The organism is Glycomyces rhizosphaerae, assembly GCF_042647865.1.
GTDB classification, from domain to species: domain Bacteria; phylum Actinomycetota; class Actinomycetes; order Mycobacteriales; family Micromonosporaceae; genus Glycomyces; species Glycomyces rhizosphaerae.
In genome coordinates this window covers 92,312-116,116 of the sequence record NZ_JBHRWO010000013.1, presented here as the reverse complement: position 1 = coordinate 116,116, position 23,805 = coordinate 92,312, and the positions used below count along the sequence as shown (strand labels likewise).

At 67.7% G+C, this 23,805-nt stretch carries 20 protein-coding genes and 1 rRNA gene; 12 read left to right on the top strand and 9 right to left on the bottom strand.

Features of this window, described 5'->3' with window-relative positions; translation table 11 throughout:
• The first annotated feature begins 197 nt into the window (after positions 1-197).
• Positions 198-314, top strand: a 5S ribosomal RNA gene (rrf, locus tag ACFO8M_RS16850).
• Between the two features lie 57 nt (positions 315-371).
• Here the strand turns inward: rrf and ACFO8M_RS16845 are convergent.
• A complete protein-coding gene (locus ACFO8M_RS16845) occupies positions 372-521 on the bottom strand; it encodes a hypothetical protein (protein ID WP_157974657.1) in 150 nt (49 codons plus the stop codon).
• A 108-nt stretch (positions 522-629) separates the two neighbouring features.
• On the opposite strand from ACFO8M_RS16845, the gene ACFO8M_RS16840 reads away from it, so the two are divergent.
• Both ACFO8M_RS16840 and ACFO8M_RS16835 read left to right on the top strand, forming a co-directional pair.
• Positions 630-1,154, top strand: a complete 525-nt coding sequence (locus ACFO8M_RS16840) for a carboxymuconolactone decarboxylase family protein (RefSeq protein WP_387977646.1) — start codon at positions 630-632, stop codon at positions 1,152-1,154.
• Positions 1,155-1,270: 116 nt separating this feature from the next.
• Positions 1,271-2,719 carry a sugar porter family MFS transporter gene (locus ACFO8M_RS16835; protein WP_387977644.1) on the top strand — a complete coding sequence of 483 codons (1,449 nt, stop codon included), beginning with the start codon at positions 1,271-1,273 and terminating at the stop codon, positions 2,717-2,719.
• Between the two features lie 65 nt (positions 2,720-2,784).
• On the opposite strand, the gene ACFO8M_RS16830 is transcribed toward ACFO8M_RS16835, so the two are convergent.
• From ACFO8M_RS16830 to ACFO8M_RS16800, 7 genes are all read right to left on the bottom strand, one after another.
• Positions 2,785-5,313: an ABC transporter permease gene (locus ACFO8M_RS16830; RefSeq protein WP_387977642.1), complete on the bottom strand. Its 2,529-nt coding sequence runs from the start codon at positions 5,311-5,313 to the stop codon at positions 2,785-2,787.
• Positions 5,314-5,341: 28 nt separating this feature from the next.
• On the bottom strand, positions 5,342-6,103 hold the full coding sequence (locus ACFO8M_RS16825; RefSeq protein WP_387977660.1) for an ABC transporter ATP-binding protein: 762 nt from the start codon (positions 6,101-6,103) through the stop codon (positions 5,342-5,344).
• A gap of 304 nt (positions 6,104-6,407) precedes the next feature.
• Positions 6,408-8,936: an ABC transporter permease gene (locus ACFO8M_RS16820; RefSeq protein WP_387977640.1), complete on the bottom strand. Its 2,529-nt coding sequence runs from the start codon at positions 8,934-8,936 to the stop codon at positions 6,408-6,410.
• Between the two features lie 2 nt (positions 8,937-8,938).
• Positions 8,939-9,649: an ABC transporter ATP-binding protein gene (locus ACFO8M_RS16815; RefSeq protein WP_387977658.1), complete on the bottom strand. Its 711-nt coding sequence runs from the start codon at positions 9,647-9,649 to the stop codon at positions 8,939-8,941.
• Positions 9,650-9,914: 265 nt separating this feature from the next.
• Positions 9,915-10,691 (bottom strand): response regulator, encoded by a 777-nt coding sequence (locus ACFO8M_RS16810; RefSeq protein WP_387977639.1) that lies wholly within the window; start codon positions 10,689-10,691, stop codon positions 9,915-9,917.
• A complete protein-coding gene (locus ACFO8M_RS16805) occupies positions 10,688-11,926 on the bottom strand; it encodes a sensor histidine kinase (protein WP_387977637.1) in 1,239 nt (412 codons plus the stop codon). The genes ACFO8M_RS16810 and ACFO8M_RS16805 overlap by 4 nt, the downstream gene beginning before the upstream one ends.
• A gap of 65 nt (positions 11,927-11,991) precedes the next feature.
• Positions 11,992-12,849: a RecB family exonuclease gene (locus ACFO8M_RS16800; RefSeq protein WP_387977635.1), complete on the bottom strand. Its 858-nt coding sequence runs from the start codon at positions 12,847-12,849 to the stop codon at positions 11,992-11,994.
• Between the two features lie 80 nt (positions 12,850-12,929).
• Between ACFO8M_RS16800 and ACFO8M_RS16795 the strand changes: the two genes are divergently transcribed.
• From ACFO8M_RS16795 to ACFO8M_RS16785, 3 genes are all read left to right on the top strand, one after another.
• The gene (locus tag ACFO8M_RS16795) at positions 12,930-13,700 is read left to right on the top strand and encodes a class I SAM-dependent methyltransferase (protein WP_387977634.1); all 771 of its coding nucleotides are present in this window, start codon (positions 12,930-12,932) and stop codon (positions 13,698-13,700) included.
• Positions 13,701-13,781: 81 nt separating this feature from the next.
• Positions 13,782-14,888 carry a M50 family metallopeptidase gene (locus ACFO8M_RS16790; protein WP_387977632.1) on the top strand — a complete coding sequence of 369 codons (1,107 nt, stop codon included), beginning with the start codon at positions 13,782-13,784 and terminating at the stop codon, positions 14,886-14,888.
• 258 nt (positions 14,889-15,146) lie between these two features.
• Entirely contained in the window at positions 15,147-16,034 is an 888-nt protein-coding gene (locus ACFO8M_RS16785; RefSeq protein ID WP_387977657.1) for a tRNA (adenine-N1)-methyltransferase, read from the top strand.
• 100 nt (positions 16,035-16,134) lie between these two features.
• On the opposite strand, the gene ACFO8M_RS16780 is transcribed toward ACFO8M_RS16785, so the two are convergent.
• On the bottom strand, positions 16,135-16,422 hold the full coding sequence (locus tag ACFO8M_RS16780) for a ferredoxin (RefSeq protein ID WP_387977630.1): 288 nt from the start codon (positions 16,420-16,422) through the stop codon (positions 16,135-16,137).
• Positions 16,423-16,539: 117 nt separating this feature from the next.
• Here ACFO8M_RS16780 and arc point away from each other — a divergent pair, with 117 nt between their 5' ends.
• From arc to pafA, 6 genes are all read left to right on the top strand, one after another.
• A complete protein-coding gene (gene arc / locus ACFO8M_RS16775) occupies positions 16,540-18,318 on the top strand; it encodes a proteasome ATPase (protein WP_205327498.1) in 1,779 nt (592 codons plus the stop codon).
• Between the two features lie 227 nt (positions 18,319-18,545).
• Positions 18,546-20,051, top strand: coding sequence for a depupylase/deamidase Dop (gene dop, locus ACFO8M_RS16770; RefSeq protein WP_387977628.1), 1,506 nt, complete (start codon positions 18,546-18,548; stop codon positions 20,049-20,051).
• 111 nt (positions 20,052-20,162) lie between these two features.
• Entirely contained in the window at positions 20,163-20,378 is a 216-nt protein-coding gene (locus ACFO8M_RS16765; protein ID WP_030155908.1) for a ubiquitin-like protein Pup, read from the top strand.
• A 197-nt stretch (positions 20,379-20,575) separates the two neighbouring features.
• On the top strand, positions 20,576-21,370 hold the full coding sequence (prcB, locus tag ACFO8M_RS16760; protein WP_387977626.1) for a proteasome subunit beta: 795 nt from the start codon (positions 20,576-20,578) through the stop codon (positions 21,368-21,370).
• A gap of 15 nt (positions 21,371-21,385) precedes the next feature.
• On the top strand, positions 21,386-22,147 hold the full coding sequence (gene prcA, locus ACFO8M_RS16755; protein ID WP_387977625.1) for a proteasome subunit alpha: 762 nt from the start codon (positions 21,386-21,388) through the stop codon (positions 22,145-22,147).
• A 295-nt stretch (positions 22,148-22,442) separates the two neighbouring features.
• Positions 22,443-23,801 carry a Pup--protein ligase gene (pafA, locus tag ACFO8M_RS16750; RefSeq protein WP_387977623.1) on the top strand — a complete coding sequence of 453 codons (1,359 nt, stop codon included), beginning with the start codon at positions 22,443-22,445 and terminating at the stop codon, positions 23,799-23,801.
• Positions 23,802-23,805 lie beyond the last annotated feature (4 nt).

Here is a 23,805-nt window from a genome sequence, read left to right as displayed (position 1 = left end):
GGTTGATAGGCTCGACATGGAAGCGTCGCAAGGCGTGGAGTGGACGGGTACTAACCGCCGAGAACTTAACACTAATAACCCTTAACCTGTCAGCATTGAGCTAGACGAGACATTCACGCACACTATGCGATTCTGAGACAACACATGTTGCGCTCGAATCCAGATGGATTCTTGAGACCATGTGTCTCCAGGGTTTGTTTGGTGGTGAGAGCGGAAGTGACACACCCGGTCCCATTCCGAACCCGGTCGTTACGGCTTCCAGCGCCGATGGTACTGCACTCGAGAGGGTGTGGGAGAGCAGGACACCGCCAAGCATTTAACTTGAGAAAGGGCCCCCACCTCGCGGTGGGGGCCCTTTTGCATGCGCTGAGTCAGGAAGAAGTAGAGAGCGCGTCCCTCACTTTCGCCACACCGACCCCGATCCCGAAGATCGCCCCTGTCACCAGGAATGTCAGTAGCGATACGGTCACCAGGGCGATCGCGATTCCGATCGCACCTACGACGCTGAAAAATGTGCTCACGTGGCCTCCTCCGTTGCAGGCTCGTCGGCTGGGTACATGCCCTTCAGGTATTGTCCCACATCGTTGAATAATACGTAGTGGGCGTCACAAGTTAGTTAGGTCACAGTAGTGTACACAGGTTCAATCTCGCGTCTTCCACCAGTAGCGCTACCACCTTCGGCGTCACGGCGGCTCGCGGCCGTCGGGCGGGATCCGATCAACCTGCACAAGGCGCTCGCGCATGCGCCGGCGCTCCTGGCGCCGCTGCTCGATCTCATCCACGCGCTGCGCTTCGACGCCGCGGTCTCTCGTGGGCTGCGGGAGCTGATGATCTGCAGAATCGCCCAGCTCGAGGGATCGGATTACGAGCTCGCCCACCATCTTCCGATGGCGGTCGAGTCCGGTCTCGACGCCGAGCAGCTCGCGTCGCTCGACCGCTGGCGCGAGGCCGACTGCTTCAGCGTTCCGCAGCGGGCGGTGCTCGGGTACGCCGAGCACCTCGGCGCCGGGGCTCCTCGTGACGATGCGGCGCTCGATGCCTGCCTCAACCCGGTCGAGCAGACCGAACTCACGGTCACCGGGGCGACTTACATCGCCTTGGGGCGGATGCTCCGGGCGCTCGACGTGCGGGTCGACGAAGGGCTCTCCGACTGATTCCCGGTCCTGTCGGGTAGGTCCCAGATCACGGCAAACCGTGATCTACCGGGCGATTGCGGCTTACGATTTCGGCACGTGTGGTATCGGTATCGAGTCGCCCTCGGGAGTGAGTGATGGCCACGGACAATGAAGATCTGATGCACGGCGAAGCCCATGCGAGCACCGCTTCGGCGGTGTTCGTCTCTATCGCCGCCGCCCTCGGTGGATTCCTGTTCGGGTACGACACGGCAGTGATCAACGGGACCACCGAGGCGTTGGAAGCCCAATGGGGCATCGGATCGGTCGAAACCGGCGTGGTCGTCTCCTCGGCGCTGCTCGGTTGCGCGGTCGGCGCTTGGTTCGCGGGGTCGTTGGCGAACAAGATCGGCCGTCCGCGGGTCATGATGATCGCCGCGGTCGTCTTCTTCATTACGTCGTTGGGCAGTGCCTTGGCGACGGGCCCGTTGGACCTGACGGGCTGGCGCGTGTGCGGCGGTCTGGCGATCGGTGCGGCGAGTGTGATCGCCCCCGCGTACATCGCCGAGATCGCGCCGGCGCATTTGCGCGGACGGCTCGGTTCGCTGCAGCAGTTCGCGATCGTGCTCGGCATCTTCTCGGCGCTGCTGGTCAACTATGCGATCCAGGCCTCGGCCGGCGGGGCGAGCGGCGAGGTTCCCTGGGGCGGCACGGCGTGGCGGTGGATGTTCGCGGCCGCGGCGATTCCGGCGTTCATCTACTTCATGTTCTCGCTGCAGATCCCCGAATCGCCGCGGTACCTCGTGGCGAAGCATCAGGAGGACAAGGCGAGAGGCATTCTGGCGAAGTACGTCGGCGGGGACGTCGACATCAAGATCGTGGAGATCCAGGCCTCGCTGCACAGCGACACGCCGCCGCGGATCTCCGATGTGCGAGGCCCGCGGATGGGACTCCTGCCGATCGTGTGGGTGGGCATCTTCCTGTCGATGTTCCAGCAGTTCGTCGGCATCAACGTCATCTTCTACTACTCGACCTCGTTGTGGCAGTCGGTCGGGTTCAGCGAGAACGACGCGTTCCTGACGAGCGTCATCAACTCGGTCGTGAACATCGCCGGTACGATCCTCGCGATCTACCTGGTGGACCGGATCGGCCGCAAGAAGCTGCTGATGTGGGGCTCGATGATCATGTTCCTCGCGCTCGGCACGATGGCCGTCGTCTTCGCGGCGGCGAGCGTCGACGCCGAGAACAACCCGATCCTCGGCGACGCCCAGGGCGTCACCGCGCTGATCGCCGCGAACGTGTTCGTCTTCGGATTCGCGTTCACGTGGGGTCCGGTCGTGTGGGTGCTGCTGGGGGAGATGTTCTCCAACCGGATCCGCGCCTCGGCCCTCGGCGTCGCCGCGGCCGCGCAGTGGATCAGCAACTGGCTCATCACCGTCACGTTCCCCGAGCTCGCGCAGACCGGCCTGTTCCTGGCGTACGGCCTGTACGCGGCCTTCGCGCTCGTCTCGTTCTTCTTCGTCGGCAAGATGATCAGGGAGACGAAGGGCGTGGAGCTGGAGGACATGGAGCGGCTCGAGGAGGGCTCCATCACCGCGGCCGACTGACGCTCAGCAATGCGATGAGGGCCGCCCCGTGGGGCGGCCCTCATCGGTTTCCTTGCGGTGGAACGTTACTCGTAGGAGATCGCGCTGAGGACGTTGACCTTGGAGGCCCGCACGGCCGGCGCGATGGCGGCGAGGAGTCCGACGAGGACGGCCGCGGCCAGGTATCCGGCGATGAGCGCGGTCGGGATCTGGAAGACGTCGACGCCCGTGTCGGCCAGCGCGACCTGGAGCGCCCAGCCCAGGCCGAGGCCCACCCCGATGCCGAGGACCGCGCCGAAGAGGGCGATGGTGACGCTCTCGACGGTGACCATGCGCGTGGTCTGGCCGCGGGTCATGCCGATCGCGCGAAGCATCCCCAGTTCGCGGGTGCGTTCGAGGACCGACAGGATCAGCGTGTTGACCACGCCGATGACGGCCACGATCATCGCCAGGCCGAGCAGCAGCTGGATCGCGAGGATCGCGTAGTCGTAGAGGACCGTGGTCTGCGCGGCGTACTCCTCATGGTTCTGCACGCTCACTTCTGGTTCTGCGGCCAGGATGTCGTCCACGGCGGCGGACACGGCCTCGACGTCGCCGCCGTCGGCCACGTCGACCAGTGCCGAAGTCGGGCGGACCGTGTAGAACTCGTCGGTGTAGGCCGGGGCGACGTACCAGCCGTCGGTGCTCTCGTTGTCGGCCAGGACGCCCACGATCGTGAAGTCGTGCGCCTCGTCGCCGCGGCTGAATGTCGCGGTGACGGTGTCGCCGACACCGACGCCGAGCTGTTCACCGGCGGTTTCGTTCATGACGATCTCGTCGTCGGCGAGCGTCGGGGCCCGGCCTTCGAGGAATTCGCCGCCGTAGAGTCCGATGCCGGCCTCCAGATCGCTGGTGGCGTAGACGCGCTGCTCGGTGCCGTCGATGTCGGACGGGTCGTAGTACAGCTCGACGGCGGACTCGACGCCGTCCACGGCGCGGATGTCGTCCATGAGCGCCGGGTCGAACGACGGCGCCACGGAGGCGGTGATCGGCCCGGCGACGAACAGCTCCGCCTTGACGTTGTCCTCGAAGTAGTGACTGATGCTGGCTTTGACGCTGGTCAGCAGTGTCGCGGTGGCGGTCACGAGGGTCACGCCGATCATGAGCGCCGCGGCGGTGACCGCGGTGCGCCGCGGGTTGCGACTGGCGTTGCGCCGGCCGAGTTTCCCGGCGAAGCTCCACGACCACAAGAGACCGAGCGCGCCCACGAGCGGCTTGGAGAGCCAGGCGGTCAGCAGCGTGACGCCGACGAAGATCAGCCCGGCGCCGATGGCCGATGCGGCGAGGTTCGCGGTGTCGCCGCCGAGGCTTTCGGTGAGGCCCAAGGCGAGCGTGCCCGCGCCGACGGCGGTGATGATGCCGCCGGTGACGGTGAGAGCCGTGATCGGCTTGTCGGCCTTGACGGCTTCGCGCATCGCCTCCACCGGCGGGATCTTCGAGGCCCTGACGGCCGGGACCAATGCGGACAGGACCGTCACGCCGATGCCGACGGCGAGCGAGGCCAGGATCGCCATGGGCGGGATCGTCAGGCTCGAGCTGCCCGCGTCGAGGATCATTTTGGCGACCACGGAGGTCAGCAGGCCGCCGCCCGCGACGCCCACCGCCGCACCGACGATCGAGGCGATCGCGCCCAGCAGGAGCGCCTCGGCCAGGACCGAGCGGATGATCTGGTCCCTTCCAGCGCCGATCGCGCGCATCATCGCGATCTCCTTGAGGCGGCCGGCGATGACGATCGAGAAGGTGTTGGCGATGAGGAAGACGGAGACGAACACTGCGACCAGGCCGAACCCGAGGAGGAACTTGCCGATGAGGCTGGTGGCCTCGGCGGTCTCGGCGTTCATCTCGGCGTTGTAGTCCTCCCAGGCGAGGGCTTCGGACTCGGCGCCGAGGACCGGTTCGAGCGCCGCCAGGAGCTCATCGGTGCCGGTGCCGGTGCCTTCGGCCGCGTCGACGGCGATCATCGAGTAGGCGTCCTCGCCGTCGAAGACCAGTCGCTGGGCTTCGGCGGTGGTGAACGCGATCTCGGTGGTGCCGCCGACCGAGTCGCGCCCGCCGGGGTAGCCGTAGACGCCGACGATGGCGTACTCGGTCTTGTCGGTGGACTCGGAGTAGGCCGTGACGGTGTCCCCGAGTCCCAACCCGGAGTCGGTGACGAACTTGGCTGATACGGCGACTTCGCCGTCGGCTTCGGGGGCGCGGCCGTCGCGCAGTTCGCGTTCGGTGGACTCGTCCTCCCAGTTGGAGGCGATCGTGGGGGAGAGGCCGCCGACGATCTTGCCGTTGTCGCCGATGGCGTTGACCATCCAGGAGACGGACGTGGTCACTTCGCCGACGCCGTCGGTCGCTTCGACCGCGGCCAGCGTGTCGGCCGAGACGCCTTCGCGGACAAGGCGGTCGCCCCGGGTTTCGGGTTCGATGGGCCGGACGAGGACATCGGCGCCGGCGTAGGACTCACCGTTGAGGTCGTCGACCGTGGTTTGAATGGAGGCGGTGAGGACCAGCGCGGCGGCGATGAAGGCTGAACCGAGGACGACGGCGAGGCTGGTCAGGGCCAGGCGGGCTTTGCGGGCCGCCATGCCCTTCAATGTGGAGCGGAGCATCGGGTCAGGCGGCCTCTCCGGCCAGCGGGACCCGGCTCTCGAAGCCGCGCATGGTGTCGATGACGGAGTCGGCGGTGGGGTCACGCAGGTCCTCGACGATCTGGCCGTCGGCCAGGAACACGACGCGGTCGGCGTAGGCGGCGGCGGTCGGGTCGTGGGTGACCATGACGATGGTCTGTCCGAAGTCGTCGACGGACTTGCGCAGGAACCGCAGCACCTCGGTGCTGGAGCGGGTGTCGAGGTTGCCGGTGGGTTCGTCGGCGAAGACGACCTCGGGCCGGGTGGCGAGGGCGCGGGCGCAGGCGACGCGCTGCTGCTGGCCGCCCGAGAGCTCGGTCGGCTTGTGCGTCAAGCGTTCCTGCAGGTCGAGGGTCTGGATGATCTGGTGGATCCAGGCGGGGTCGGACTTCGCGCCGGCGATGGAGGCAGGGAGGAGGATGTTCTCTTCGGCCGTCAGGGTCGGCAGCAGGTTGAACTGCTGGAAGATGAAGCCGATCTTGTCGCGGCGCAGTTTCGTGAGCGCCTTGTCGCCCAGGCCCGTGATGACCGTGTCGCCGATGTGGACGGTGCCGCGGTCGGTGGTGTCGAGTCCTGCGAGGCAGTGCATGAGGGTGGACTTGCCGGAGCCCGAGGGGCCCATGATGGCGGTGAACTGACCGGAGCCGAACGAGACGGACACGTCGCGCAGGGCCACAACCTGGGCCTCGCCCGAACCGTACGCGCGCCAGAGGCCGGAGGCGGTGACCGCGGCGCGAGTGCGCGTCATCAGGCTCTGCGGGGCGGGGGGAGTGCTGAGTGGCACGGGAGCGCCTTTCTGATCGGGTGTCTTTCCTGTTGCCACAAGGCTATTGAGCGGGACGCCGGGCAGCTTCGGTCCGCGGGCCGGAGTTCACGTCCTCCGCGAGGCGGAGTGCCGGGCCCGGTCTCGGCCGAACGGCCGAGGGCCGGGGAGCCGCGGCTCGGCCGTTCGGCGGCGTGAGGGGTTTGGGGCAGGGCAGACGGGAGGGGCGGCGCCGTTCGGCGCCGCCCCTCACCTGGTTTCCTTGTGCAGAGCTTTGAGAATCGGTTGTCTACTCGTAGGCGATGGCGCCCAGCACGTTGAGCTTCGCCGCGCGCGCCGCCGGGGCGATCGCCGCGAGGAGGCCCACGGCCACGGCCGCAAACAGGTACCCGACGATGAGTCCCCATGGGAGCGCGAAGTTCGTCAGGCCCTCCTCTTCGAGCGCCTGCTGCACCGTCCAGCCGAGGCCGATGCCGACCGCGATGCCCAGGACCGCACCGAAGAGGCAGATGATGACGCTCTCGACGGTGATCATCCGCCGCACCTGGCCGCGGGTCATGCCGACCGCCCGGAGGAGCCCGAGCTCCCTGGTGCGTTCGAGGACCGACAGGACCAAGGTGTTGACCACGCCGATGATCGCGATGATGATCGCCAGCGCCAGCAGGATCTGCACCGACGCGAGCAGGACGTCGAGCTGGCTGGTCTGCTGCTCCACGAACTCGGCGTTGTTGGTGACGCTGACCTCGGGTTCGTCGGCCAGGACCCCGTCCACTTCGTCTTGGACCGCGGCGACGTCGGCCCCGTCGACGACCTGGATGTAGGCCTGCATCGGCTTCGGCACGGTGAAGTGCTGGATCTGCGCCGGTGCGACCCACCATCCGTCGGTGAGCTGGGAGTCGTCGAGGATCGCGGTGATCCGCAACTGCTCGGTGGTGCCGTTGGCGAACGTCACCGGGACGGTGTCGCCGAGTGCGAGACCCTGGTCCTCGGCGGCGGATTCGTTGACGGCGAGGCCGTCGTCGGGAAGGTTGTCGACAGAGCCGTCGGCGACGGTGCCGCTGAAGATGCCGAGGGTGGTGGGGAGGTCCTCGCTGGCGTAGATCATGGTCGGCTCGTCGTTGACCTCGGCGCCGAAGAACTCGCCGTAGAGGTCGCCGACGGCCGCCACTTCGGGCAGCGCCTTGATCTCGGCGAGCGTCTCGGGCAGGAACGTGGGGATGTTGGCCCCCTGCTGCCCCATGACGATCAGGTCGGATTCGAGGTTGGAGTCCGTCAGCTCCGCAGTGGTCTCCTTGAAACTGGAGACCAGTGTGGCGATGCCGGTGACGAGTGCGACGGCGATCATGAGCGCGGAGGCGGTGATCGCGGTGCGCCGCGGGTTGCGCCCGGCGTTGAGCTTGCCCAGGCGGCCTGAGAACGACCAGGACATGACCGCGCCGAGGAGCGCCACGAGGGGACGCGACAGGATCGGCGTGAGCAGTGTGATGCCGACGAACGCGATGCCCACGCCGGTGAGGAATCCGCCGAGGCCGAGTTCACCGAGGTTGTCGGTGAGCCCGAGCGCGACCAGGACGCCGCCGACCGCGGTGACGGCAAGGCCGGCGATGGTGATGCCGCGCAACGGCTTCGGCGGGTTGACCGCATCGCGCATGGCGGCTACCGGCGGTACGCCGGAAGCCTTGACCGCGGGGACGATAGCGGAGAGCACCGTGACGCCGATGCCGACCGCGAGCGCCCACAGCGCGGTGAGCGGTACCTGGAGCTCGACGGGGAGACCGCCCATCGCGAAGGAGCTGACCAGCTGGGACAGGCCCCAACCGAGCAGTACGCCGAGGCCGAAGCCGACGATGGAGGCGATGACGCCGATGACGGCGGCTTCGGCGAGGACGGATCCGACGACCTGGTTCCGGCCGGCGCCGAGGGCCCGCAGGAGCGCGAGTTCCCGCTGGCGCTGGGCGACGATGATCGTGAAGGTGTTGATGATGAGGAATACCGACACGAACACGGCGACGAGGCCGAAGCCGAGGAAGATGTAGCCCATGATGTCGGCGACCGCGGCGAAGCCTTGGGCCGCTTCCTCACTGGCCTCTTCGCCGGTCTGGACCCGGTAGTCGCCGCCGATCGCGTCGGCGATCGCTCCGGTGCTGGCGTCGCCTTCGACGTAGATCGCCATGTACGCGTCTTCGCCCTGGGCGAGCAGGCGTTGCGCTTCGACGGTGGTGAAGCCCATCTGGGTCTCGCCGGCGAGGGAGTCGCGGTCGCCGCCGAGGCCGAAGACGCCGACGATCTCGTAGTCGGCGCGGTCGGCGGTGTAGGAGTAGGCGGTGACGGTGTCGCCGAAGCCGAGCCCGGAGTCCTTCACGAACTGGGCGGAGACGATGACCTCGTCGTCGGCTTCGGGGCCGCGGCCGTCGCGGATCTCGTTGGCGCCGGTGGACTGGTCGTTCCAGTTGAACCCGATGGTGGGCGCGAAGGCGCCGACGAGTTTGCCGTCGTCGCCGATGGCGTTGACCTGGCCGGAGACGTCGCCGGCGGCGGTTTCGACGCCGTCGACACCGCGGACGGTCTCGAGGACGTCGCCGGGGATCAGGGTCGCGCTGGGGGTGTTCCCTTGGGCCGCAGCGGGGTCTTCCGCGGAGGAGACCACGGCGTCGACGCCGGTGAAGGCGTCGGAGATGACGCCGGTGACGGACTTCTCCATGGTCGCGGTGAGGATCATCGCCGCGGCGACGAACATCGTGCCGAGGACGACGGCGAGGCTGGTGAGGACGAGGCGGGCTTTGCGGCTCGCCATGCCCTTGAGGGTGGCGCGCAGCATGATTAGGCGTGCTCCCCTTGGGCCGCGGCGACGAGTTCCTCGAAGTGCTTCATCTTGTCGATGACCTTGTCGGCGGTCGGTTCGACCATGTCCTCGACGATCTGGCCGTCGGCCAGGAACACGACGCGGTCGGCGTAGGCGGCGGCGGTCGGGTCGTGGGTGACCATGACGATGGTCTGTCCGAAGTCGTCGACGGACTTGCGCAGGAAGCGGAGGACTTCGGCGCCGGATCGGGTGTCGAGGTTGCCGGTGGGTTCGTCGGCGAAGACGACGTCAGGCCGGGTGGCGAGGGCGCGGGCGCAGGCGACGCGCTGCTGCTGGCCGCCCGAGAGCTCGGTCGGCTTGTGGGAGAGGCGGTCGGCGAGGTCGAGGGTCTTGATGATCTGGTTGATCCAGTCCGGGTCCGCCTTGGCCCCGGCGATGGCCGCGGGCAGGGTGATGTTCTCTTCGGCGGTGAGCGTGGGCAGCAGGTTGAACTGCTGGAAGATGAAGCCGATCTTGTCGCGGCGCAGTTTCGTGAGCGCCTTGTCGTTCAGGCCGGTGACGACGGTACCGCCGATGTGGACGGTGCCGCGGTCGGTGGTGTCGAGTCCTGCGAGGCAGTGCATGAGGGTGGACTTGCCCGAGCCTGAGGGGCCCATGATGGCGGTGAACGCGCCGGATTCGAACTCGACCGAGACGTCGCGGAGGGCGACGACCTGGGCTTCGCCCATACCGTAGGCCTTCCAGAGGCCTTGGGCCGATACGGCGGTGGTCTTTACGGGGGATGCGGTTGACACGACGCTCTCGCTTTCGGTGCAGGTGTCGATGTGCCGAGGGATTCGGTGTGTTGGGTTCCTGGTCCGCGAGACGACGCTCGCGAAGTCGTGGCGTCAGACGTGATGCGAACTGATGACGTCGACTCGCCCGATTGTGACATCATACATGATGTCATTTGACGTCGTGGGTCGTGTGGTCATGGTTCGACGATATTGGACATCAGGCACGCCCGCATCCGCTTCGAGGACGGTCTTCGTCTACGTCGCTGGGCGGATGCGGCGGTACCCGGGTATGACTTTCGGCGTGCGACTCGCCGGATAAGCCCGGCTGGCCCGGTTTGACCAGGCCGCTTTCATAAGCGAGGACGACGGCCTGGACGCGGTCGCGGACGCCGAGTTTGGTGAGCAGGTGTCCGACATGGGTCTTGACGGTGGTCTCGCCGACGGTGAGGGCGTCGGCGATCTCGGCGTTCGTCAGCCCTTTCGCCAAGAGCAGCAAGACCTCCCGCTCGCGAGCAGTCAGGGAGTCGACGATCGCGGGCTTGGCGTCGCCGTCCCCGCCGTAGTGCTCCGCCAAGCGCCCCAAAAGGGTCGAGAGAATGTGCGGTGCGACCACCGCGCCGCCTCTATGGACGGTCCGAATGGCCTCGACCAGGTCGGCCGCGGGCGCGTCCTTGGTGAGGAATCCGGCGGCGCCGGCCCGCAGCGCCCCGACGACGTACTCGTCGAGGTCGAAGGTGGTCAGTACCAGCACGCGGGTCGGCAGGTTCGCCTGCACGATGTCGGCGGTGGCGGCGACGCCGTCGCGGCGCGGCATGCGGATGTCCATGAGCACGACGTCGGGGACCAGCCGCCTGGTGAGGTCGAAGGCCTCGACGCCGTCGCCGGCCTCGCCGACGATGTCGAGGTCCGTCTCGGCGCCGAGGACCATCTTGAAGCCCGCGCGCAGCAGCTGCTGGTCATCGGCCAGCAGTAGGCGGATCGGCCGGTCGTTCAACGTGTGACTCCCTGGAGGTGCGCGTTCTTGGGGAAGCGGGCCTCGACGAGGTAGCCGCCGCCGGGCCGGGGCCCGGCTTCGAGGGTGCCGCCGTAGAGCGTGGCGCGCTCCCTCATGCCGATGAGGCCGTGGCCGCCGGAGAACCCGGCGACGACGGGGGCGCCGTGCCCGGAGTCGCCGATGGAGATGCGGAACTCGGTGTCGCTGTAATCGATCACGACTCCGGCCCTGGCCTGCGGACCGGCGTGCTTGATGGTGTTCGTGAGCGCCTCCTGGGCGATCCGGTAGACCGCCAGGCTCACGCCCGTCGGCAGCGGGTACTCCTCGCCGCGGACGGTGTAGCGCACCGGCAGGCCGGCGTCCTTGGTCTGCGACACCAGCGCCCGCAGCGAGTCCACTGTAGGCTGCGGCTCGAGGTCGGCGCTGCCGCCTTCGTCATGGCCCTGGCGCAGCACGGTGAGGATGTCCCGCATCTCCCGCAGCGCGGTGCGCGCGGTCTGGTTCACCGTGGTCAGCGCCTCCTCGGCCGCGTCGGGGTCGTAGCGCAGGACCCGCTTGGCCCCTTCGGACATGACGCCGATGACCGAGATGTGGTGGGCGACGACATCATGCAGCTCCCGGGCGATGCGCCGCTGCTCGTCGGCCACGGCCTGGGCCGCGAGCGCCTCCTGGCGCTCCTCGGCGAACCGGGCCCGATCAGAGAGCTCCTCGACCTTTTCGCGCCTGTTGCGCATGACCCAGCCGATCCAGAACACGGTGGTGGCGAGGATCAGGTTGAGCACGGTGACGAGCGTGCTCGTCAGGTGATCACCGTCCTCCCTGAACGCAGCGGACTGGACGGCCAGGACTACCGGCACCCAGATGACCGCACTGGCCACCAGCGCCTTGGACAGCGGCCGGTAGGCGGCCGCCGTGTAGGTCAGGACGAACATGCCGACGCCGCTGTCCAACCCCAGGCTCTGCAGCGGCTCGACGAGCACCGCCACCGACATGATCGCCAGTGACAGTCCGATTGCGCCCCAGAGCCATGTGCGCCGCAGGCAGATCGCGGTGAAAGGGACGGCTATCAATCCGACATCGGCCGCGGTCATGGTCAGATCGGGGCTCACCGCGACCGAGATCGCGTAGAAGCCGGTGTACCCGATTGCCAGCGCGAGCGCCAGGAGCGTGTCGGACAGCAGCGGTCGGGCATGGATCCCGCATCGCAGGCGTCGGAAGGAGGTGGCGGCTTGCACGCTCTATACCGTATCCGCCGTTCACTCCCGTTTCATCGAACGTGAGGACGATCCGCGAGTCCGTCTCAGGTAGGAGGGGTCTCCTCCAGTTCCTCCGCGACCGGCATCGCCAGTCCGGGAAGCACCGTCGGCAGCGGGTACGCCGGCGGCTCGCCGCCGAACTCGGGGCAGATCGCCTGGTGCGCGCACCAGCCGCACAGCTTCGACTTCTGCGGTCGGAACTCGCCGGTGGCGATCGCCTCGCGCATCACCGACCACAGGGCCTTGAGGGTCTTCTCGAAGCCCTCGAGCTCGCGCTGGTCGGGGGAGTAGTCGAGCATCTGCCCGTCACCGAGGTACATGAGCCGAAGCAGGGTCGGCACCGTGCCACGCGTGCGCCACCACACCAGGGCGTAGAACTTCATCTGGAACAGCGCCTTGTCCGCGAAGCGGTCCGGCGGGCGCTTCCCGGTCTTGTAGTCCACGAGCCGCACGAGCCCATCGGGGTTGACGTCGGCGCGGTCGATGAAGCCCTTCAACGACGTGCCGTCATCCAAGGTGGTCGTCACCAGGCACTCGGTGCGGTGCGGTTGCAGCCGCTGCGGGTCCTCCATCGCGAAGTATGTCTCGACCAGGCGTCGCACGTTCCGCAGCCACGCCGACTCGTCGTCGAGGCCTTCGAACAGCTCCGCGTACTCCCCGGAGGCCTGGAGCTTCGCCCACTCAGGTTCGATCATCGCCAGCGCCTGCCGCGGTGTCCGCCTGCCCGCGTCCAGCTCGTAGAGCCGTTCGAGCACCGAGTGCACGAGCGTGCCCTGCACCTGGGCCTTCGACGGCGGCTCCGGCAGGCGGTCGACCGCCCGGAACCGGTACAGCAGCGGGCACTGCTTGAAATCCCCGGCGCGCGAAGGGGAGAGCTGGCTCGGACGGGCGGCTTGCGGCATGGGTCGAGCATAGGACCGGGGGCCGACACTCCCGGCGGGTGCCTTGCCTTTTCAACATAACGCGCGTACGGTTTGAGGGCATGAGCATCGAAACCGACACGCACGGCAACGGTCCCAGCCGCCACGCTCGCTCCTTCGGACAGGCCGCCGACCTCTACGACTCCATCAGGCCCACCTATCCGACCGAAGCCCTTGAATGGATGGTCGGCGACGCCCCGAAGGACGTCGTCGACGTCGGCGCCGGGACCGGCCTCCTCACCCGCGGCCTCATCGCCTTGGGCCACAACGTCACCGCAGTCGACCCCGACACCAAGATGCTCGACAGACTCAGGGCCTCCAGCCCCGGCGTCGCCGCGGCCCGCCAAGGAGCCGCCGAAGCCCTCCCGCTCCCCGACGCCTCAGCCGACGTCATCACCGCCGGCCAGTCCTTCCACTGGTTCGACCGGCCCAAGGCCCTCCCCGAACTGCGCCGCGTACTCAAACCCGGCGGCGTCCTCGCGCCCATCTGGAACATCCGCGACGAATCCGTCGACTGGGTCGACCAGCTCACCGAGATCATCGGCAACTCCAGAGGCGAGCTCACCCCGATCGACGCCACCGACCCCGGATACTTCGCCCCCGACTTCGGCGAGGTCCAAATGCGCGTCTTCCGCCACAGCAAGCCGCTCAACCGCGAAGGCCTGATCCGGCTCGTCCACTCCCGCTCCTACTACCTGACCGCGGACGCGACCCGTCAGCGCGAACTCACCGAGGCCGTCGGCCGACTCGTCGACACGCACCCCGACCTGGCCGGAAAAGAGACGTTCGCGATGCCGTACGTGACCACCGCCTTCAGGGCCCACCCCGCCTGACCGGATCGGAATCCTCACAAGCGCGCCCGCTCCGTGGTTCGCGAAGCCGCCCAAGCGGGCGGGCGCGTAGCATTGCCGCCGATGTCGACCACAAACGTCCTGGCCTTCCGCCGATCCGGATTCACGCTCGTCCGCTTCAAGGGCATCCCCGTCACCCTCGGCTACACCTGGCTGCTCCTGGCCGCCGTGGTCGTGATCGTCTACGCCCCGATCGTGCAGCGCTCGGTCCCCGGACTCGGCGCCGGCGCCGCCCTCATCGTGGCCGCCCTCTTCGCCGTCACCCTCCTCGTCTCGGTCTTCCTCCACGAACTCGGCCACGCCCTGGTCAGCCTCCGCGCCGGCATCGGCGTCCGCCAGATCAACCTCGACGCCCTCGGCGGCTTCACCGAGATGGACCGCGAGGCCCCCAAACCCAGCACGGCCGCCGCGATCGCGCTGGCGGGACCGGCCGTCTCGGCCGTCCTCGGCGGCATCGGCCTCGCCGGCCTCTTCCTCACCGTTCCCGGTTCCCTGATCTGGCAGTTCTCCTTCCAGATCTGCGTCGCCAACCTCCTCGTCGCCGTCTACAACCTGCTCCCGGGCCTGCCGCTGGACGGCGGCAAAGCCCTTCAGGCCGGCATCTGGGCCGCCACCGGCGATCGGTGGACCGGTTACCTCGTCGCGGGCTGGGCCGGCCGCGTCGTCGCGCTGGCCACGATCGCCGGAGGTCTGTGGCTGTTCGCCGAGAACTGGTTCTCCGCGTTCGGGTTGCTCCTGCTCGTCTTCGTCGCCTTCGAACTGTGGCGCGGCGCGACCGGCGCGATCCGCGCCGCCCGGATGGGCCCGCGCGTCAAGGCCCTCGACGCCGCGGCGCTGGCCCGCCCGGTGGCCCTGGTGCCCGCCTCCGCGACGCTGGGGGAGGCGCTGAGCGCCGCCGCCGGACGCGAGGTCGTCGCCGTCGACGTCAAGATCGTCGGGGTCCTCGACCGCGCCGCGGCCGAAGCGGTGCCGGCCGACCAGGTCGACGCGATGCCCCTGGCGGGGCTGCTGCGCTCGGCCGGGCAGATCCCGGGCATCGAGACCGGGCTCAAAGGCCAGGCGCTGGTGGACGTGATCGGCAAGAGCGGCGCGGAGCGGTTCTTCATAGTCGATGAGGGCCGCCCGACAGGCCTGCTCTACACCGCCGACGTGATCGAAGCCCTCCGTTAAGATGCTTCGGACCTACCGGGCCCCGGCGACGTTTGGGTGCCCTGAACGAGCAGCTTCGGCGACGCCTTTAGAGCCGCAATTGAGCAACCTCGGCGAAGCCTGCAAGCCGTAATTGAGCAGTCTCGGCGAAGCTTGCGAGCCGTGAAGAGCAGTCGCGGCGAAGCTTGCGAGCCGTAAATGAGCAAGGAGTACACCGAATTGGCATCTGACCTGCTGGGGCCGGGCGACCGCGTCCAGCTGACCGACGCGAAGGGCCGCATGGCCACGATCACCCTCGCGGAGGGCGGCGCGTTCCACACCCATCGGGGTCGGCTGTTCCACGACGACCTGATCGGCCGCCCTGACGGCGTCACCGTGACCACCGAGGGCGGCACCGCCTATCTGGCGCTGCGTCCGCTCCTGCCCGATTACGGCCTGTCGATGCGCCGCGGCGCCCAGGTCATCTACCCCAAGGACATCGCCCAGATCCTCACGTTCGGCGACATCTACCCCGGGTCGCGGGTCGTGGAGGCCGGGGCCGGGTCGGGCGCTCTGACGAACTGGCTGCTGCGGGCAACGGGCCCTACCGGGCACGTCTACTCATGGGAGCTGCGCGAGGACTTCGCGAAGATCGCGGAGGAGAACGTCCGCGGCTACTACGGCGAGGTGCCCGACCACTGGACCCTGACGGTGGGGGACGTGGCCGAGGCTGAGCTCGAGCCGGTCGACCGGGTCGTGCTCGACATGCTCTCCCCGTGGGAAGTACTGGACACTGTGGAGCGCATCCTGCGTCCCGGCGGCGTCTTCATCGGCTACGTCGCCACGACCACGCAGATGTCGGAGCTCGTGGAGGCACTGCGGGAACGCAAGACCTTCACCGAGCCCTCGGCGTGGGAGTCGCTCATCCGCGGCTGGCATCTCGAGGGCCTGGCGGTGCGCCCGGACCACCGCATGATCGCGCACACCGCCTTCCTCATCACCGCCCGCAAACTCGCCCCCGGCACGGTGGCGCCGATGCGAAAGCTCAAGCCCTCCAAGGGACAGCAGGCGCTGCGCGAGCGCAAGGAGCGGATCGCCGCCGAGGCCGAGGCGCGCGTGGTCGAAGCTCAGGCTGCCGAAGCCGCCGAGACCCTCAACGGCACTGAGGACGAGCCCGCCGGTTCGTAACGATCCGGTCACACTCTGAGTCGGATTCACGACTTTTCAAGCGCTGAAACAAGACAGGGATGAGAGACGTGAATGCGTCTCTCATCCCTGTCTCGTCTCGCTAGTCGTCCGCGCCTGGGCCGGCGACGGCGGTCTTGTCCTTGCGATCGCGGACGTAGATGCATTCGCCCGGGCAGTCGTGAGCCGCGTTCACAATGTCCAGACGCAGGTGTTCGGGCACGTTGACTTGCGAACCGGCAGTAGTCAACAGCTCGCCGTCGGTGTCCTTGACGTAGGCAAGTCCATCGATGTCGAACTCGAAAATCGTGGGCGCGTACTGGACGCACAGACCGTCGCCCGTGCAGGCGTCCTGGTCGATCGACACTTCCAATTCACGATCTTCAGACATGGATCTAGCGTAGACACCGTCAAAGGATCTGGCGAATGTCGGTGTCGAGCCTTACTATTGGCCTCCACAACCAGTTACGGTTGGTGTAGGACAACCCTCACTCGGGAGGTGTGACCCGTGGCACGTAGCAACGATGACCGTCGACAGAACCTGAGCCAGGGCTCAGAGCACGACGAACTGTCAGGACAGGTCGAAGAGCTCCAGGAAGAACTGGCCGCTGCCCGACGCCGTCTCACCGAAACGCCCCGACACATGCACATTCTGGAAGAGCGGCTCGCCGCCGCTCAATCGCAGATCGATCGCCTGTCGGAGCAGAACGAGCGGCTCGTGGCCACCTTGAAGGAGGCCCGCGAGCAGATCGTCTCACTGAAAGAGGAAATCGACCGGCTCGCACAACCGCCGTCCGGCTACGGCGTGTTCCTGGGGGCCCGTGAAGACGGCACCGTCGACGTCTTCACCTCCGGGAGGAAGTTCCGCGTCTCGCTCGCGCCGTCGATCGACGTCGACGAGCTCGAACGCGGCCAGGAAGTCCTGCTCAACGACGCCATGAACGTTGTCGAGGTGCTCGACTACGAGCGCATCGGCGAGGTGGTGACGCTCAAAGAGCTCATCGAGACCCCGGGCGGTCCACCCGACCGCGCCCTGGTGACCAGCCACGCCGACGAGGAGCGGGTCGTGCTGCTCTCAGACGCGCTCATCAACTCGCCGCTTCGGGCGGGCGACTCGGTCATGATCGAGCCGCGCGCCGGGTACGCGTACGAGCGCATCCAGAAGAGCGAGGTCGAGGAACTCGTCCTCGAAGAGGTCCCCGACGTCGACTACTACGACATCGGCGGCCTCGACGGGCAGATCGAGATGATCCGCGACGCGGTGGAACTCCCGTTCCTCCACGCCGACCTCTTCCGCGAGCACGAGCTGCGCGCGCCCAAGGGCATCCTGCTCTACGGGCCGCCCGGCTGCGGCAAGACGCTCATCGCCAAGGCCGTCGCCAACTCGCTGGCCAAGAAGGTCGCCGAGATGCGCGGCGAGGAGGCCTCCGGACGGAGCTACTTCCTCAACATCAAGGGTCCCGAGCTGCTGAACAAGTACGTCGGCGAGACCGAGCGGCACATCCGCCTGGTCTTCCAGCGGGCCCGTGAGAAGGCCAGCGAGGGCATGCCCGTCATCGTGTTCTTCGACGAGATGGACTCCATATTCCGCACGCGCGGATCCGGCGTCTCCTCTGACGTCGAGAACACCATCGTCCCCCAGCTGCTGTCGGAGATCGACGGCGTGGAGGGCCTCGAGAACGTCATCGTCATCGGCGCCTCGAACCGCGAGGACATGATCGACCCGGCGATCCTGCGGCCCGGCCGCCTGGACGTCAAGATCAAGATCGAGCGGCCCGACGCGGAATCGGCGAAGGACATCTTCTCGAAGTACATCACCACGACCCTGCCGCTGCACGACGACGACCTCGCCGAACACGACAAGGACCGCGAAGCCACCGTGCAGTCGATGATCCAGGCGGTCGTCGAGCGCATGTACTCCGAAGTGGACGAGAACCGGTTCCTCGAGGTCACCTACGCCGACGGCGACAAGGAAGTGCTCTACTTCAAGGACTTCAACTCCGGCGCGATGATCGAGAACATCGTCGCCCGAGCGAAGAAGATGGCCATCAAGGACTTCCTGACGCACCAGTCGAAGGGCATCCGGCTGAGCCACCTCATCGACTCCACAGTCGACGAGTTCCGCGAGAACGAGGACCTCCCCAACACCACCAACCCCGACGACTGGGCGCGCATCTCCGGTAAGAAGGGCGAACGGATCGTCTACATCCGCACGCTCGTCTCCGGCAAGGGCCCCGACTCCGGCCGCAGCATCGACACCGTGTCGAACACCGGTCAGTACCTGTAGCGAACCGGAAGTACCGGAAGCACAGGCTGCAACTACGCGACGATCGGCCGGCGGCATCCCCGCCGGCCGATCGGCGTGCCGCCGAACGTGTCAGCGGCCCCACAACCGGGTAACCGGTCGCCATGAAGACGGAGAACCTCTACGGCGCAAAACTCGGCGGCCGCGATTTCCAATCCTCTCCGATCGGAGGGAGCGCCGCCGCGCCCGAAGGGACTAGGCTCGAAGGCATGACCGTACGCCGCATTATGGGCACCGAGATCGAATACGGGATCTCCGTGCCGGGCCAGCCGGGCGCCAACCCGATGGTGACCTCCTCGCAGATCGTCAACGCCTACGCCGCCCGCCCCGAGCTCTCCAAGGGCGGACGCGCCAGGTGGGACTACGAGGAGGAGACCCCCCTGCGCGACGCGCGCGGCTTCACCTACACCGGCGCCCTCTACGACCCCGCGGAGAACCTCGCCGACGAGGACTCCGGGCTCGCCAACGTCATCCTCACCAACGGCGCACGCCTCTACGTCGACCACGCGCACCCCGAGTACTCCACCCCCGAGGTCACCAACCCGCGCGAGATCGTCCTGTTCGACAAGGCCGGCGAGATGACCATGGCCGAGGCCGCCCTCCGCGCGGCCCACACCCCCGGCATCGGCCCGATCAACCTGTACAAGAACAACACCGACAACAAGGGCGCCTCCTACGGCGCGCACGAGAACTACCTCATGTCGCGCCAGACCCCCTTCGCCGACATCGTCGCCCACTTCACGCCGTTCCTGGTCACCCGCCAGATCTTCTGCGGCGCCGGGCGCATCGGCATCGGCCAGGACGCCTCCGAGCACCGCTTCCAGATCTCCCAGCGCGCCGACTTCTTCGAAGTCGAAGTGGGCCTGGAGACCACGCTCAAGCGACCCATCATCAACACTCGCGACGAGCCCCACGCCGACGCCGAGCGCTACCGCCGCCTCCACGTCATCATCGGCGACGCCAACCTCGCCGAGCACGCCACGTTCCTCAAGGTCGGCACCGCCTCCATCGTGCTGGCCATGATCGAGTCCGGCGCCTTCGACGGCACCCTCGGCATCGCCGAGCCCGTCGCCGAACTGCGCGCCGTCAGCCACGACCCGACCCTGCGGCACAAGATCGAACTGCGCAACGGCAAGCGCGTCACCGCCATCGAACTCCAGCAGTCCATCCTGGAGCAGGCCGAGGCCTACTGCGGCGCCGACGCCGACCCCGACACCCGCGAGGTCCTCGACATGTGGGCGTTCGTGCTCGACGCGCTGGCCCGCGACCCGATGGAACTGGCCGACATGCTCGACTGGCCCGCCAAGCTCTCGCTGCTCAACCGCTACCGCGAACGCGAGAACCTCGACTGGGGCTCCGCGAAACTCCAGGCCATCGACCTGCAGTACCACGACGTGCGCCCCGAGAAGGGCCTCTACCACCGCCTGGTCGCCCGCGGCAAGATGAAGCGCCTCCTCACCGACACCGAGATCATCGACGCGATGACCGAGCCGCCCGGCGACACCCGCGCGTTCTTCCGCGGTCGCTGCCTCGCCCGCTACCCCTCCGAAGTCGTCGCCGCCTCTTGGGATTCCGTCATCTTCGACGTCGGCGCCGACTCGCTCGTGCGAGTGCCCATGATGGAGCCCGAGAAGGGCACCAAAGCCCATGTGGGGGAGCTGTTCGAACGCTGCGCCGCAGCGAAGGACCTCCTCGACGTCATCACCGCCGACTGAGGCGCCTGTTTCAGCCGCGGGAATATTGCAGAGCGATGCAGCGTCGTATCTGGCGTGCTGTCGTACTCTCGCGGTACGGTTTAGGCACCGTCGAGGTAGAAGGGAACAGCTATGGCAGCGAAGGACTCCGGCGGGCAGTCGCAGTCACAGCGGTCGCGGCAGGAAGCAGATGCCGAGGCCACCGAGGCCGCTGTAGACCCCGAGATTGCCGAACGCCACGAAGCCATCACCGAAGAAGTAGACGACCTGCTCGACGAGATCGACGAGGTCCTGGAGACCAACTCCGAGGAATTCGTTCGCTCGTTCGTGCAAAAGGGCGGCCAATAGCAGCCCCCCTGCCGGTGACAGGGCCGCCTGATGCGACGCCATAGAGGCGCATCAGGGGCCTTGCCCCACCGGAGCCCGCCGGCCCCGCGGGGTCGAAGCGGCCAGCCGCGTTCTACCGGCGCATTTACTGAATAGAGGACTAGGGAGGTCATGTCGTGACAGGTCAAGGATTCCCAGGCAAACTGCCCAACGCGTATATGACGGCTGGAACCTCCTCCTTCTCGGAGTTCCTCATGCAGGTGGCACCCGAACTGCTGCCGGGACGCAGACCGCTGCCGCCCGGTGACTTCGCATCGATCAGTGCCCACGCCACCACCATCGTCGCCCTGCGCACCGCCGAAGGCGTGATCATGGCCGGCGACCGCCGCGCGACCATGGGCAACTACATCTCCAGCCGCGACATCGAGAAGGTCTTCCCGGCCGACGGCTACTCGCTCGTCGGCATCGCGGGCACGGCCGGCCTCGGCATCGAGCTGGTCAAGCTCTACCAACTCGAACTCGAACACTACGAGAAGATCGAGGGCGCCCCGCTCACCTTGAACGGCAAGGCCAACCGCCTCGCCACCATGCTGCGCGGCAACCTCGGCATCGCCCTCCAGGGCCTCGCCGTCGTGCCCCTGTTCGCCGGGTTCGACGTCGACGCGCCGTCGATCCCCGAAGCCGGCAAGATCTACAGCTTCGACGTCGTCGGCGGCATCTACGCCGAACGCGACTTCGACTCGATCGGCTCCGGCTCGATCTTCGCCAAGAGCTCCCTCAAGAAGCGCTACCGCAGGGACATCGGCACCGACGAGGCCGTCAAGATCGCCGTCGAGGCCCTCTACGACGCGGCCGACGACGACTCCGCCACCGGCGGACCCGACCCGACCCGCGACCTCTACCCCGTGGTCATGACCGCCACCGCCGAAGGCTCCAAGCGGATCGACGAGGCCGACGTGGCCGAGGTCGCCCGCTCGGTCATCGCGGCCCGCACCGAGAACCCCTACGGATAAGGAGAGGAGCCGGACATGGCCATGCAGTTCTACACCAGTCCCGAGCAGATCATGCGGGACCGGGCCGAGTTCGCCCGCAAGAACATCTCCCGGGGCCGCAACGTCGTGGTGCTCTCCTGCGCCGACGGCGTCCTCCTCGTCGCGGAGAACGTCTCCTCGGCCCTGCACAAGGTCTACGAGCTCTACGACCGCATCGGCTTCGCCGCCGTCGGCAAGTACAACGAGTTCGAGAACCTGCGCACCGCCGGCGTCCGGATGGCCGACCTGCGCGGCTACTCCTACGACCGCCGCGACGTCAACGCCGCCAGCCTCGCCAAGGCCTACGCCCAGACCCTCGGCGCGATCTTCTCGGAGCAGACCAAGCCCTTCGAGGTCGAGATCTGCGTCGCCGGCGTCGGGGCCGGCCCGGAAGAGGACGAGCTCTACCGGCTCACCTTCGACGGCTCGATCAACGACGAACCCGGCTACCTCGCCATGGGCGGCGACGCCGACCAGCTGAAGGAAGTCCTGGCCGAAGGCCACGACTTCGCGGCCCCGCTCGCCGACGCGTTCGCGCTGGCGCTGCGGGCGCTTTCGACCGACCGTGGCAACGGCACCCCCCGGGAGCTGACCAAGGACGTCCTAGAGGTCGCGGTGCTCGAGCGGGCCCGCCCCGGCCGCGCCTTCCGGCGCATCCAGGGCCTGGCCCTCGACGCGCTGCTGGCGCAGCCCGAATCGAGAGCTGAAGCCGAAACCGCCACGGAAGCTGACGAGACACCCGAAACCGACGAATCCTGACGACTGCCTGGCGTTCTGCCATCGCTTGAGACCGGGCCGAGCGGGGTACCCGCGCTTGCGCGGGCCCCGACCGGCCCGGTCGGCAACCGCTCAATCGCGGTTGCAGGGCCCCATGGCCGACGTTCCTACGAAAAACCGGCCGTCCCACTCAAGTGGACGGTCGGGCCCGGCGAAGCCGGAACAGACCCGGTGCATATCGCCGTAATGCGAACAATCTCCATAGTGCCCGTCGCGGTACGGAACCGTTCGACCGCGAGGGGTGTTCTCCTCAACCGAATCGGGGTAGGGTTTCGACATGGACAGGCGCATTTTCGGACTGGAGACCGAATACGGGGTCACTTGCACCTTCAGGGGACAGCGCCGCCTGTCCCCGGACGAAGTGGCCCGATACCTCTTCAGGCGTGTGGTCTCCTGGGGCCGCTCCTCCAACGTGTTCCTCCGCAACGGCGCCCGCCTCTATCTCGACGTGGGCTCACACCCCGAGTACGCCACCCCTGAGTGCGACTCGATCGAGGACCTGGTCAAGCACGACCGGGCCGGTGAACGCATCCTCGAAGGCCTGATGATCGACGCGGAGAAGCGCCTCCACGACGAGGGCATCGCCGGCGACATCTACCTGTTCAAGAACAACACCGACTCGGCCGGGAACTCGTACGGCTGCCACGAGAACTACCTCGTCAGCCGTCACGGCGAGTTCGGGCGTCTCGCCGAGGTGCTCATCCCGTTCCTGGTCACCCGCCAGCTCATCTGCGGCGCCGGGAAGGTCCTGCAGACCCCGCGCGGCGCGCGCTTCTGCCTGTCGCAGCGCGCCGAGCACATCTGGGAGGGCGTCTCCTCGGCCACCACGCGCTCACGCCCGATCATCAACACCCGCGACGAGCCGCACGCCGACGCCGAACGCTACCGCCGCCTGCACGTCATCGTCGGCGACTCGAACATCAACGAGATCACCACGATGCTCAAGGTCGGCTCTGCCGACCTGGTGCTGCGGATGATCGAGACCGGTGTGACGATGCGCGACCTCACGTTGGAGAACCCGATCCGGGCGATCCGCGAGATCAGCCACGACACGACGGGCAAGCGCCTGGTTCGCTTGGCGAGCGGCCGCGAGGCCTCCGCTTTGGACATCCAGCGCGAGTACCTCGAGAAGGCCATCGACTTCGTCGACCAGCGCGGCGCCGACGCGGGCACCAAGCGCGTCATCGACCTGTGGGGCCGGGTCCTGCAGGCCGTCGAGTCGGAGGACCTCGACTCGGTCTCGCGCGAGATCGACTGGGTCGCCAAGTACAAGCTCATCGAGCGGTACCGCGAGAAGCGCGGCCTGGCGCTCTCGAGCCCGCGCGTGGCGCAGCTCGACCTGGCCTACCACGACATCCGGCGCGGCCGGGGCCTGCATCACCTGATGGAGAAGCGCGGCGAGGCCGAGCGGCTCACGCACGACGTAGAGGTCTTCGAGGCGAAGGAAGTGCCGCCGCAGACCACGCGGGCGCGGCTGCGCGGGGAGTTCATCCGCAAGGCGCAGGAGAAGCGACGCGACTTCACTGTGGACTGGGTGCATCTGAAGCTGAATGACCAGGCGCAGCGCACGGTCCTGTGCAAGGACCCGTTCCGTTCGCGGGACGAGCGCGTCGACAAGCTCATCGCCAGCATGTGAGTCG

What these genes read in the sequence shown, in the direction of transcription:
- dop (WP_387977628.1), top strand. Translation starts at nt 18,546, where the DNA reads ATGACCGTACGCCGCATTATGGGCACCGAGATCGAATACGGGATCTCC.
- ACFO8M_RS16790 (WP_387977632.1), top strand. Translation starts at nt 13,782, where the DNA reads ATGTCGACCACAAACGTCCTGGCCTTCCGCCGATCCGGATTCACGCTC.
- ACFO8M_RS16765 (WP_030155908.1), top strand. Translation starts at nt 20,163, where the DNA reads ATGGCAGCGAAGGACTCCGGCGGGCAGTCGCAGTCACAGCGGTCGCGG.
- pafA (WP_387977623.1), top strand. Translation starts at nt 22,443, where the DNA reads ATGGACAGGCGCATTTTCGGACTGGAGACCGAATACGGGGTCACTTGC.
- ACFO8M_RS16820 (WP_387977640.1), bottom strand. Translation starts at nt 8,936, where the DNA reads ATGCTGCGCGCCACCCTCAAGGGCATGGCGAGCCGCAAAGCCCGCCTC.
- ACFO8M_RS16825 (WP_387977660.1), bottom strand. Translation starts at nt 6,103, where the DNA reads ATGACGCGCACTCGCGCCGCGGTCACCGCCTCCGGCCTCTGGCGCGCG.
- ACFO8M_RS16830 (WP_387977642.1), bottom strand. Translation starts at nt 5,313, where the DNA reads ATGGCGGCCCGCAAAGCCCGCCTGGCCCTGACCAGCCTCGCCGTCGTC.
- prcA (WP_387977625.1), top strand. Translation starts at nt 21,386, where the DNA reads ATGGCCATGCAGTTCTACACCAGTCCCGAGCAGATCATGCGGGACCGG.
- ACFO8M_RS16835 (WP_387977644.1), top strand. Translation starts at nt 1,271, where the DNA reads ATGGCCACGGACAATGAAGATCTGATGCACGGCGAAGCCCATGCGAGC.
- ACFO8M_RS16785 (WP_387977657.1), top strand. Translation starts at nt 15,147, where the DNA reads ATGGCCACGATCACCCTCGCGGAGGGCGGCGCGTTCCACACCCATCGG.
- ACFO8M_RS16780 (WP_387977630.1), bottom strand. Translation starts at nt 16,422, where the DNA reads ATGTCTGAAGATCGTGAATTGGAAGTGTCGATCGACCAGGACGCCTGC.
- ACFO8M_RS16800 (WP_387977635.1), bottom strand. Translation starts at nt 12,849, where the DNA reads ATGCCGCAAGCCGCCCGTCCGAGCCAGCTCTCCCCTTCGCGCGCCGGG.
- prcB (WP_387977626.1), top strand. Translation starts at nt 20,576, where the DNA reads ATGACGGCTGGAACCTCCTCCTTCTCGGAGTTCCTCATGCAGGTGGCA.
- ACFO8M_RS16815 (WP_387977658.1), bottom strand. Translation starts at nt 9,649, where the DNA reads ATGGGCGAAGCCCAGGTCGTCGCCCTCCGCGACGTCTCGGTCGAGTTC.
- ACFO8M_RS16795 (WP_387977634.1), top strand. Translation starts at nt 12,930, where the DNA reads ATGAGCATCGAAACCGACACGCACGGCAACGGTCCCAGCCGCCACGCT.